Raw genomic sequence first — 11997 nt, 5'->3', positions numbered from 1 at the left:
GTTTATATTATTCTTTTTTCGCTTTCATCGAGCTTATCGCCAGATAAGCCATTAATGCAATATACATAAGAACAGCTAAAGGCTCGGCAAAGTTTCCTTCCAGCCATTTTTCATTTACCAGGTTAATGCCACCGAAACGCAATGCTGCGCTGACAACACCCATTAAAGCTCCACCGGCAATGAATCCGGAAGCAAGCAATGTACCCTTTTCAAGACGGGCAGTATTCAATGCCTTGTCTTTGCTGCGGCTTCCAACATACCAGCTGATAGCACCACCGATCAACAAGGGGGTATTCAATTCCATCGGAATGAACATACCTAATGCGAAAGCCAATGCCGGGATTTTGCAGAAATTCAGGATGATAGCCAATACGGCTCCGATTCCGTACAGTATCCAGGGGGCTCCCGAACCACTCATCAGAGGTTCGATAACAGCTGCCATTGCATTTGCCTGCGGAGCTGCCAGTTGCCCGGTGGTAAACCCGTATGTCTGGTTCAGGATAAGGATAACACCGCCAACGGTTGCAGCAGAAACCAGTGTACCGAGGAATTTCCAGGTTTGTTGTTTTGCCGGTGTACTCCCGAGCCAGTAACCGATTTTCAGGTCGGTAATGAAGCCTCCCGCCATAGAAAGTGCCGTACATACAACACCTCCGATGATCAGAGCCGAGACCATACCGGCTGTTCCTTTCAGTCCGGCAGCAACCAGAATGATCGACGATAAGATCAGTGTCATCAATGTCATACCAGATACCGGATTGGTTCCGACAATCGCAATCGCATTGGCGGCAACGGTTGTGAACAGAAAAGCGATGATCCCGACGATCAACAGACCGATCAGGGCATAATACCAGTTATCCAGCACACCGAAATGGAAGAACAAATAGGTAACGATCAGTGTCGCAAAGATACCGATCGAGATGATCTTCATGGATAAATCTTTTTGTGTGCGTACCGTTTCTGTGTCGGCTTCCGTATTTTTCCCTTTCAGTTCTTTGGCTGCCAATCCCACGGCTCCGCGGATAATTCCCCAGGAATTGATAATACCGATTACTCCGGCTGTAGCAATACCCCCGATACCGATATGGCGGGCATAAGTGGTAAATATCTGTTCTGCACTCATGCTTCCGACTGTTGCGGTGATCGCGTCGTTGCCTAGTGTCAGTACATCTGCACCGAAAAAGGCGGACATCAACGGAATGATCACCAACCAAACCAGGAATGAACCGGCACAGATAATCATTGAATATTTTAAACCGATAATATAACCTAACCCCAGTACGGCTGCACCTGTATTTACTTTCAGAACGACTTTAGCCTTGTCCGCCAGCATTTCACCGGCACTGACGATCCGTGTACTTATCGTTTCGCTCCACCATCCGAATGTGGCGATGATAAAATCATATAAACCTCCGATCAGTCCGGCCAGGATAAGCGGCTTGGCCTGGCTTCCGCCTTTTTCACCTGAAACGAGCACTTGTGTCGTTGCTGTAGCTTCCGGGAACGGGTATTTACCGTGCATGTCCGAAACAAAATATTTCCGGAAAGGAATCAACAACAGAATGCCGAGGATACCACCCAACAGCGAGCTCATAAATACTTCAAAAAAGTTGATGGTGATTTCCGGATATTTATCCTGCAGGATATATAAAGCAGGAAGGGTAAAGATCGCTCCGGCTACGATCACGCCACTACAAGCTCCGATAGACTGGATAATAACATTTTCCCCTAATGCATTTTTTCGTTTAAAGCCGCTCGACAGTCCGACGGCAATGATAGCGATCGGGATGGCTGCTTCAAAGACCTGTCCGACTTTCAGTCCCAGATAAGCTGCAGCCGCACTGAATATCACGGCCATCACAAGTCCCCAAAACACAGACCAGGGTGTCACTTCTTTGTACTGTTTATTGGGTGACATGATAGGGTTATATACTTCTCCTTCTTTGAGTTCTCTGTAGGCATTTTCCGGTAGCCCGCTTACCTTTTCTTCATCTTCCTTCTTCACGGTGACTATTATTTTTAGTTAGATTTAATCTCAAATGTGTTTTTCTGTATCTATAGCGTTACAAAACTACGTTATTTTTTTTATAGAACAATGATTAGGGTGGTAAGAATGGAGGGCTCGAGGTTTATATGAAAGCAGTGTGTGTGGCGTATTCCTTTTATCGGTTGATTATGAATTTATTACAGTTTCCTCGTAATTCCCGGGTAAGGAAACTGTAATTCCCTGCGGAGGGAATTGCAATTTCCTCCGCAGGGAACCAGAATTTCTTCCGGAGGAAACTACAGTGTCCTCCTGGGGAAATGATGAAATTATTCTTTTTCGTTTTTCTTATGCAGGCTTCTCAGTTCAAAAGAAAGCATTACGCGGAAGATACCGATGATAAGCAGCGCGTAAGCGATCATATAAACGAGTGTAAAGACTCCTAATCCCGGCTGCCAGATAATGGCGATGCTACAGATAATAGCCAGAATTCCGAAAGCCATATACCAACCCCAGTTTCCGGTTCCGAACCGTTTCAGATCCATTGCATAACCTGTAGAAGAGAAACCTCTGAACATTAACCAGAATGCGAGGATAAACGGAAGGACGGTCATGCTCAGCCCAGGGCTTGCCATCAGGTAAATACCCAGTATGAGGTCGATGATACCACCGGCCAGATACCAGCCCCAGCTGGAAATATGTTTCCGGTTGGATACGGCAAAAAGGATTTCAAGTGTTCCGCTCACAAACATGGCAACGCTGAATAAAATACTTAATGCAACGTAACTAGCCATCGGCGTGAACATCAGGCATATTGCAATCAGGATATATAATAATCCCAGTAGAAGTGAAACCCACCAGTTTTTTACGGCGGAACTAATTCTTTCGTCAAATGTGTTCATATCAATTTGTTATTAAAATTATTTCTACTGTAACAAAAGGCAGGAATGAAAGGTTGTAAAAATCTTCTTTTATATACATTATGGTCAGTTCTCTCTTAAATTGTCTTCTTCCCTTTAAACACATCGGAAAGAGGTCTTTGTCGAATAAGGACAAATCGAATATTTTGTATACATTTGTACTCTATTTTAATAATTAAAAAGTCTGAACCTAATGAAAGGAATTGTATTGGCCGGAGGTTCCGGAACCCGTTTGTATCCGATTACAAAAGGTGTATCTAAGCAATTATTGCCGATTTATGACAAACCGATGATCTATTACCCTATCTCTGTCCTGATGTTGGCCGGGATACGGGAGATATTGATTATTTCGACCCCGCAGGATCTGCCGGGATTCCGTCGACTGCTGGGGGACGGTTCGGATTATGGTGTGCATTTCGAGTATGCCGAACAACCCTCACCCGACGGGCTGGCACAAGCTTTTATTATAGGGAATAAATTTATTGGAAATGATTCGGTTTGCCTGGTGTTGGGCGACAATATCTTTTATGGACAAAGTTTTACGGCTATGTTAAAAGAGGCCGTTAACAATGTGGAGAACGAACAAAAAGCAACTGTGTTCGGTTACTACGTCAACGATCCGGAACGCTATGGTGTAGCCGAATTCGATAAAGAAGGGAATGTGCTGAGTATTGAAGAAAAACCTCAGTCTCCTAAGTCGAATTATGCTGTTGTCGGACTCTATTTTTATCCGAATAAAGTGGTTGAGGTGGCAACGCAGATTAAGCCCTCGGCACGCGGAGAATTGGAGATCACGACTGTGAATCAGGAGTTCCTTAAAGACGGGGAACTGAAAGTCCAGTTGTTAGGACGTGGTTTTGCCTGGCTCGACACCGGTACACACGATTCTTTGTCGGAAGCTTCGACCTTTGTGGAAGTGATAGAGAAGCGTCAGGGCTTGAAAGTGGCCTGCCTGGAAGAAATTGCTTACCGGAAAGGTTGGATAGATGACGGAAAACTAAAAGAAGTGGCCACTCCAATGATTAAAAATCAATATGGTCAGTATTTATTGAAATTAGTAAAGGAATGAATAAGGACAGCAAAATATTTGTAGCAGGACATCGGGGGCTGGTTGGATCGGCTATCCTGAAAAACCTGAAGCAGAAAGGATATACAAACTTTATTTTGCGTACCCATGCCGAACTGGATTTGACAGACCAGTGTGCGGTGAATGAGTTCTTTGCAACCGAGAAACCGGAATATGTATTCTTGTCGGCCGCCCATGTGGGAGGAATCATGGCAAATAGCTTGTATCGTGCAGATTTTATTTATATCAATCTGATGATACAGAATAATGTGATCCATGCTTCTTATATTAATAATGTAAAGAAATTGCTGTTTCTGGGAAGTACTTGTATTTATCCTCGCGAAGCTCCGCAGCCGATGCCTGAGGATTGTTTGCTGACCTCTCCGCTGGAATATACCAACGAACCTTATGCCATAGCAAAGATTGCAGGTATAAAGATGTGCGAAAGTTATAATCTGCAATATGGCACGAATTATATTGCCGTGATGCCAACCAACCTGTATGGTCCGAACGATAATTTCAATCTGGAAACTTCTCATGTACTTCCGGCTATGATTCGCAAAATTCATCTAGCCAAATGTCTTCATTCAAATAATTGGGATGCTTTGCGAAAGGATTTGAATGCGCGTCCGGTAGAAGGAATCTCGGGTGATGCTCCGGAGAAGGATATTCTGGCTGTTCTTGGGAAATATGGTATTTTTCAAGGAAAAGTACAACTTTGGGGAACAGGGAAGCCGCTTCGTGAATTCTTGTGGAGCGAAGAAATGGCCGATGCTTCAGTATACATTATGGAACATATTAATTTTTCTGATGTGCGTCCGGAAGGCAATGAAGTGCGCAATACCCATATAAATATAGGTACGGGTAAAGAATTATCCATCAAGGAAGTTGCAAAACTGATTCAGGATAAGATCGGTTTTCAGGGTGAACTCGCTTTTGACGCATCCAAACCCGACGGAACATTGCGAAAATTGACAGATGTAAGTAAACTGCATGCTTTGGGATGGCATCATCAAATAGAGATAGCCGATGGTGTGGAAATTTTATATAATTGGTATTTAAACAAACAATAATAAACTTAGTATAATGAGTAAAGTTGCTTTAATAACAGGCATAACGGGGCAGGATGGAGCTTATTTGGCGGAATATCTTGTCAAAAAAGGATATACAGTACATGGCATCAAACGTCGTTCCTCTATGTTTAATACGGATCGTATCGACCATCTGTATCAGGATCCTCATGTAGAGAACCGGAATCTGATTCTCCATTATGGTGATCTGACCGATAGCCTGAATCTGACTCGTATAATAGGTGAGGTACAACCTGATGAAATATATAATCTGGCGGCTATGAGCCATGTGAAAGTTAGTTTTGATACACCGGAATATACTGCTAATGCCGATGGGCTCGGGGTTTTGCGTATCCTGGAAGCCGTACGGCTCTTGAACCTGATCCCTAAAACCCGTATTTATCAGGCTTCAACATCCGAATTGTACGGATTGGTTCAGGAAGTGCCTCAGAAAGAAACAACTCCTTTTTATCCCAGAAGTCCTTATGCAGTAGCTAAATTGTATGGTTACTGGATTACGGTCAATTACCGGGAAGCCTATAAGATGCATGCGTCCAACGGGATTTTGTTTAACCATGAATCTCCGCTTCGCGGGGAAACTTTTGTTACCCGTAAAGTGACTCGTGCTGTTTCGCGTATCGCTTTGGGTATGCAGGAAAAAGTTTATATGGGAAATTTATCTTCCAAACGAGACTGGGGGCATGCTAAGGATTATGTTCGTGCGATGTATGCCATTCTTCAGCAGGATGAACCGTCTGATTATGTAATAGCTACCGGAATAACGACGACTATTCGTGATTTTATCCGTAAAGCCTTTAATGAAATAGGTGTAGAAATTATTTTCAAAGGAGAAAATGTTAATGAGGTCGCAGTATTAAACTATATTGACGAAAAAATGTTTATAGAGAAAGTAGGTGAGGCTTATCTCGAACGTTTTAAAGAACGGATAGGTGAGGAAGTTGTGGGAATCGATCCTCAATACTTCCGTCCGACCGAGGTGGATTTGCTTATTGGGGATGCTACAAAGGCCCGTACCCGTTTGGGATGGGAACCCAAATACACCCTTGATGCTCTTATTCAGGATATGATGCAGAATGATATAAAACTGATGAAAAAAGAGTCCTACCTGCGAGAAGGAGGATATAAAATTCTGAATTATTTTGAATAAATTAAGAACAAAACATAGATTTAATTTGTTTTAGTTAAAAAAAGAGTTAATTTTGCTCTAAATTTGAGCGTTATTTAAGGTAATTGATTGTTTAATTAAAAAGTTGATGAATATGAAGACTAAAGTATTACTTTTAGCTTTGTTGTCAGGTTTTGTTTTCTCTGTGTCAGCACAGGAATTTAAACCACAAGTTGGTTTTAGTACTGAAAAAGGTTATAAGACAAATTTCAAGAAAAACAAAGCTGGCGACAACTGGTTTATTTCTGTTGCCGGTGGTGCAAGTATGTTGTTGGGTGACCAAAATAATAAAGCAGATTTTGGAAACCGTCTGAATTTTGCTCCGCAGTTCTCATTTGGTAAGTGGTTCAATCCGTATCTGGCTTTCCGTGCTCAGTTGAACGGTGGTATTTTACACGGATTTGAAGGCGACAATGCGGAGTTCATGCAGCATAATAAATATGCAGCAGCTCATGTAGATTTGTTGTGGGATGTTACCAATTTCTGGGGAGTTTATAATGAAAAAAGAGTATTCCGTTTGATTCCTTGGGTAGGTTTCGGTTATGCACAGCGTTTCGAAAATCAAGGCCGTGCAAGAACAGAATCTCCGACGTTGAATGCCGGTATTCTTACTGCTTTCCGTTTGAGCAAACGTGTTGATTTGAACGTGGAAGTTCAGGGTTCTTTGTTGAATGAACAGTTCAACCGTGTTAGCATGTATCACTTGACAGACGGTATCGCACAGTTGAGTGCAGGTTTGACTTTCAAACTGGGTAAAACTGATTTCGAAGTTTTGGAACCGATGGATTACGCTTTGTTGAATGACCTGAACAATCAGATCAACTCTCTGCGTGCAGCTAACGATGAATTGAGCAAACGTCCAGAATCTTGTCCTGAATGCGAAGAAGTTGTAACTAATGTTGTAAATAACTATGTAGACAATGTAGTTTACTTCCGTTTGAACAGTTCTAAGATTGACAAGAACCAGCAGATCAATATTTACAATACTGCTGAATTCATGAAATCTAACAATGCACCTATCAAGGTTATTGGTTTTGCTGATAAGAACACAGGTACATCTAAATATAATATGGGTCTTTCTGAAAAACGTGCTAAAGCCGTTGCTAAAGAATTGATCGAAAAATACGGCGTTAACTCTAATCAGATTTCTATCGAATGGAGAGGTTCTGATGAACAACCGTATAGCGAAAACAACTGGAACCGTGTTGTTATTATGTCTGCTAACGAATAATTTATTTCGATTATATCCTGAAAAAGGCTGCACATTATGTTGTGCAGCCTTTTTTTTGCACAGAATATTGATTACTTTTGTAGAATTTTAGAACACAGTTATGGAATTCGACAAGAAACATGGTTACCTTATCCAGTGGCTGATAGGAATAGGAGATTTGTTAGTATTAAATCTGTTGTTCTTTGCTGTTTTTTATGGATTAGGGGATTTTTATACAAAGGCACTATCTAATAGCTTAAGAGAGGTTGTTCTCTTATTAAATTTTTGTTACTTCTTTGCTTTATATTTTGTCCCCATGCAATTGCATGTGGCTGTAGTCTTTATTGATAAAATTGTTCAGCGTGCTTTTGCTTTAGTTTCTATATTAGTATTTCTGTTTGCAACCTGCCTCATATTTCTGAATATAGGTGACGCTTTGGCTACATTTCTGTTGATTTATTATATAATAACGGTTGTCATTTTTGCTCTTTGGCGTGTTTTTGTTCGTGTCACGTTGAAGATGTATCGTAGAAAAGGCCATAATTTCAAAAGAATTATTATTGTAGGAGCCGGTAAAAATGGGATGGAGTTATATCGGGTCATGAAAAATGATCTTTCCTATGGTTTCAGTATCATGGGATTTTTTGATGATAATTTGTCTTTGCAGAGTGTGTTGCCGAATTATTTGGGTATGACGCATGAAGTGGAGGAGTATGTGGAAGCTAACGATATCGATGAAATATATTGTACATTGCCGGGAACACAGGATGAGAAGATATTGCGGATAATGAATTTTGCTGAAAAGCATATGATCCGTTTCTATATTGTGCCCGAATTCTATCGAAATATCAAGAAGAGTCTCGTTATGGAAATAATGGAGTCAATACCATTATTAGCCGTACGCCGTGAACCGTTGCAAGCAGCCTATAATCGGGCGTTGAAGAGGTCTTTTGATATTGTCTTCTCCTTGGGAATTCTCTTGACAATTTACCCGATACTTTATGTAATTGTCGGGACATTGATAAAAATAACGTCTCCGGGCCCCGTCCTTTTTAAACAAAAACGAACCGGTTTGTATGGACAAGAATTTGAATGTTATAAATTCCGTACTATGAGGGTTAATTCGGATGCAGATAAATTGCAGGCGGTAAAAGACGATCCCCGTAAAACGAGGATCGGAGATTTTCTGCGCCGCACGAATCTGGATGAATTTCCTCAATTTATCAATGTGTTGAAAGGAGACATGTCAGTAGTCGGTCCCCGTCCTCATATGCTGAAACATACCGAGCAATATTCGGCGCTTATCGATAAATATATGGTGCGTCATTTGGTGAAGCCTGGTGTTACAGGCTGGGCGCAAGTAACCGGTTACCGGGGAGAAACAAAGACTCTGGAGCAAATGGAAGGTCGTGTGAAAAGAGATGTGTGGTACATTGAGAATTGGTCCTTTTTCCTGGATCTGAAGATCATTGTGGTGACGGTTTTGAATATGTCGAAAGGTGAAAAGAATGCCTATTAAACTTATAAGCTGCACACTTTTTGCGTATTTGTGTAATATAAATGCATATTTGTGTTATCTTTGCAGCCGATGGGAAGGATACTAGCAATTGATTATGGTCGGAAACGGACCGGATTAGCGGTTACAGACACCTTGCAAATGATTGCAAATGGGTTGACGACAGTGCCGAGCGGTGAGCTTGTCCCCTGGTTGTCTGTTTATGTTTCAAAAGAACCGGTTGATTTGTTTGTGGTCGGCTTGCCGAAACAGATGAATAATGAACCTTCGGAGAATATGAAGTATGTAGAAGCTTTCGTTACACATCTGAAACGGACAATACCGGGCGTTCCGGTTGAGTATTACGACGAACGTTTTACATCTGTCCTGGCACATAAGGCAATGCTGGATGGAGGTCTGAAGAAGAAAAAAAGACAGGATAAAGGTCTTGTTGATGAAATCAGTGCAGTTATTATCCTACAATCATATTTGGAAAATAAAAAATATCAGTTATAGTTTATGATTTTACCAGTATATTTATATGGACAGCCCGTATTAAGAAAAGAGGCTGAAGAAGTACCAAAAGATTATCCGGAATTAAAGCAGTTAGTAACAAATATGTTCGACACGATGTACAATGCCGATGGAGTAGGCTTGGCCGCTCCCCAGGTTGGTCTGTCGATCCGTTTGCTCGTAATCGATGCAGATGTGATGGGAGATGATTTTCCTGAATGTAAAGGTTTCAAGCGTGCAATGATCAATCCGGACATTGTTGAACGCAGTGAAGAAGAAATAGCTATGGAAGAAGGCTGTCTGAGCCTTCCGGGCGTACATGAAAAGGTATCCCGTGCCAGTAAGATCCGTGTGAAATATATGGATGAAAATTGGGTGGAACATGATGAAGTCGTGGATGGTTTTGCTGCACGTGTTGTACAGCATGAATGTGAGCATCTGGAAGGTCATGTGTTCATTGATAATGTGTCGGCTATCCGTCGTCAATTGAATAAAGGAAAACTAAATAGTATTATTAAAGGGACCGCTCGTTGTTCATACAGAGCAAAAGCTGTCGGTAAATAATAAAAATCTATTAAATAATATGACAGATTTAAGTAAAAACATTCAGGCCCTCAGGGAGAAGAAAGCCGTCGTAGAGATGGGGGGAGGCGAGGCTGCTATCGAAAAGCAGATCGCAATGGGTAAACTGACTGCCCGTGATCGTATTCTTTCCTTGCTGGACAAAAACTCTTTTCATGAGTACGATTTGTTTGTAAAGCATGATGGCCGTGATTTCGGAATGGATAAGAAAGACTTTCCGGGTGATGGTGTGGTTACAGGTACGGGTACTATTTTCGGTGCTCCGGTATGTATCTATGCACAGGACTTTACTGTTGCCGGTGGTTCATTAGGTTTGCAACATGCCCGTAAGATCACAAAGATCATGGATCATGCACTGAAGATGAAATGCCCGATAATCGGTATCAATGACTCTGGTGGTGCACGTATTCAGGAAGGTGTTGGCGCTTTGGCCGGATATGGAGAAATATTCTATAGAAATACGATTGCATCAGGTGTTATCCCTCAGATCTCATTGATCCTGGGACCGTGTGCCGGTGGTGCAGTTTATTCTCCGGCTTTGACCGACTTCGTATTCGTGGTAGAAAACATCTCCAAGATGTTTATCACCGGTCCGAATGTGATCAAAACTGTTTTGGGTGAAGATATCTCTATGGAGGATCTGGGTGGTGCCCGTGTTCATGCAGAAACAACAGGTAACGCTCACTTCTATGCATTGAGCGAACAGGAATGTTTCGAACAGGTTAAACGTCTGGTAAGCTTTATCCCCTGGAACAATCAGCAGCGTGCCAAGACTACTGAACCGAAAGAGCCGACAGCTATGTTGAACATCGAAGAAGTTGTTCCAGCTGATCCTAAACAGCCGTATGATGTACGTGATGTCGTTAAATGCATCGTCGACGACTCCGATTTCCTGGAAGTTCAGGAACTGTGGGCCGCCAATATCGTGGTCGGTTTCGGTCGTATGGCTGGTGAAACAGTAGGTTTCGTAGCTAACCAACCGATGGTACTGGCAGGCGTACTGGATTGCGATAGTGCTGATAAAGCCGCACGTTTCATCCGTTTCTGCGATTCATTCAATATTCCTATTATTACATTGGAAGATATGCCGGGTTATCTGCCGGGCGTAGACCAGGAACATGCCGGTGTGATCCGTCACGGAGCAAAAGTTCTGTATGCTTATTCTGAAGCAACTGTACCTAAGATTACTGTGATCCTGCGTAAGGCTTACGGTGGTGGTTATATCGCGATGAACTCACGTCACCTGGGTGCTGACTTTATGTTTGCATGGCCGAGTGCGGAGATTGCCGTGATGGGACCGGAAGGTGCAGCAAACATTATTTTCCGTAAGGAAATTATGGAAGCTGAAGACCAGAATGCAATGCGTCAGGAAAAAGTAAAAGAGTATATCGAGAAGTTCGCTAATCCTTATGTGGCAGCTTCAAAAGGATTTATTGATTCTGTTATCGAGCCGAAAGAAACACGTGCGCTGTTGCTTCACGCTCTGAAACTTTCTGTTTTGAAAGAGGAATGCAGACCGGCCAAAAAGCACGGAATCCCTCCGTTCTAATTAAATCCGTACATATACTTTTTGAAATATGGAAAATAAAGAAAATGAATATGTAGATTTTGTAGTTACCGCCCGTAAGTACAAAACGCTGCTGACAGAGAAATATAAGAACCGTAAGATGTGGCATAAGCCCTTCGTTGGTGATGTGATTTCCAACCTCCCGGGAACCATCGTGAAGATTTATGTGGAGCAGGGTCAGGAAGTTGAAGCCGGCCAGTTGCTTCTCATCCATCAGGCGATGAAGATGTACAACCGGATCGTTGCTCCGGTATCCGGGGTGATTACCGAGTTGGGCGTAAAGGAAGGTGACAAGATCACAAAAGATCATTTGATGGCAAAAATACAGCCGAAGTAAAACCGGCTATATATAAATGTAGAGAAAGGTTGCGTTAGAGGTGTTCTGCACTTTGTAACGCAACCTT

11 protein-coding genes are annotated in these 11997 nt (G+C 42.2%); 9 read left to right on the top strand and 2 right to left on the bottom strand.

The window, feature by feature from the left end:
• Nucleotides 1–7 precede the first annotated feature (7 nt).
• Together IEY67_RS13865 and IEY67_RS13860 are read right to left on the bottom strand one after the other, a co-directional pair.
• Nucleotides 8–2005: an OPT family oligopeptide transporter gene (locus IEY67_RS13865; protein WP_122351352.1), complete on the bottom strand. Its 1998-nt coding sequence runs from the start codon at nt 2003–2005 to the stop codon at nt 8–10.
• Between the two features lie 308 nt (nt 2006–2313).
• Nucleotides 2314–2886: an HdeD family acid-resistance protein gene (locus IEY67_RS13860; RefSeq protein WP_122351351.1), complete on the bottom strand. Its 573-nt coding sequence runs from the start codon at nt 2884–2886 to the stop codon at nt 2314–2316.
• A 211-nt stretch (nt 2887–3097) separates the two neighbouring features.
• Between IEY67_RS13860 and rfbA the strand changes: the two genes are divergently transcribed.
• From rfbA to IEY67_RS13815, 9 genes are all read left to right on the top strand, one after another.
• Nucleotides 3098–3973, top strand: coding sequence for a glucose-1-phosphate thymidylyltransferase RfbA (gene rfbA, locus IEY67_RS13855; protein WP_122351350.1), 876 nt, complete (start codon nt 3098–3100; stop codon nt 3971–3973).
• Nucleotides 3970–5043, top strand: a complete 1074-nt coding sequence (locus IEY67_RS13850; protein ID WP_183671718.1) for a GDP-L-fucose synthase family protein — start codon at nt 3970–3972, stop codon at nt 5041–5043. The genes rfbA and IEY67_RS13850 overlap by 4 nt, the downstream gene beginning before the upstream one ends.
• Nucleotides 5044–5056: 13 nt before the next feature.
• A complete protein-coding gene (gene gmd, locus IEY67_RS13845; RefSeq protein ID WP_122373288.1) occupies nt 5057–6208 on the top strand; it encodes a GDP-mannose 4,6-dehydratase in 1152 nt (383 codons plus the stop codon).
• 112 nt (nt 6209–6320) lie between these two features.
• On the top strand, nt 6321–7457 hold the full coding sequence (locus IEY67_RS13840; protein WP_183671717.1) for an OmpA family protein: 1137 nt from the start codon (nt 6321–6323) through the stop codon (nt 7455–7457).
• A gap of 100 nt (nt 7458–7557) precedes the next feature.
• Complete coding sequence (locus IEY67_RS13835) at nt 7558–8955, top strand: undecaprenyl-phosphate glucose phosphotransferase (RefSeq protein WP_122373287.1); 1398 nt, start codon at nt 7558–7560, stop codon at nt 8953–8955.
• Between the two features lie 69 nt (nt 8956–9024).
• Nucleotides 9025–9447, top strand: coding sequence for a Holliday junction resolvase RuvX (gene ruvX, locus IEY67_RS13830; RefSeq protein WP_122351346.1), 423 nt, complete (start codon nt 9025–9027; stop codon nt 9445–9447).
• A 3-nt stretch (nt 9448–9450) separates the two neighbouring features.
• The gene (def, locus tag IEY67_RS13825) at nt 9451–10008 is read left to right on the top strand and encodes a peptide deformylase (protein ID WP_122351345.1); all 558 of its coding nucleotides are present in this window, start codon (nt 9451–9453) and stop codon (nt 10006–10008) included.
• A 19-nt stretch (nt 10009–10027) separates the two neighbouring features.
• Nucleotides 10028–11575, top strand: coding sequence for an acyl-CoA carboxylase subunit beta (locus IEY67_RS13820; RefSeq protein WP_183671716.1), 1548 nt, complete (start codon nt 10028–10030; stop codon nt 11573–11575).
• Nucleotides 11576–11603: 28 nt separating this feature from the next.
• A complete protein-coding gene (locus IEY67_RS13815) occupies nt 11604–11930 on the top strand; it encodes an acyl-CoA carboxylase biotin carboxyl carrier protein subunit (RefSeq protein WP_122351343.1) in 327 nt (108 codons plus the stop codon).
• The last annotated feature ends 67 nt before the right edge of the window (nt 11931–11997 follow it).

It is taken from the genome of Parabacteroides faecis, assembly GCF_014647375.1.
GTDB lineage: Bacteria > Bacteroidota > Bacteroidia > Bacteroidales > Tannerellaceae > Parabacteroides > Parabacteroides faecis.
The sequence above is the reverse complement of the archived record's forward strand: the minus strand, read 5'-3'. Positions and strand labels throughout refer to the sequence as shown.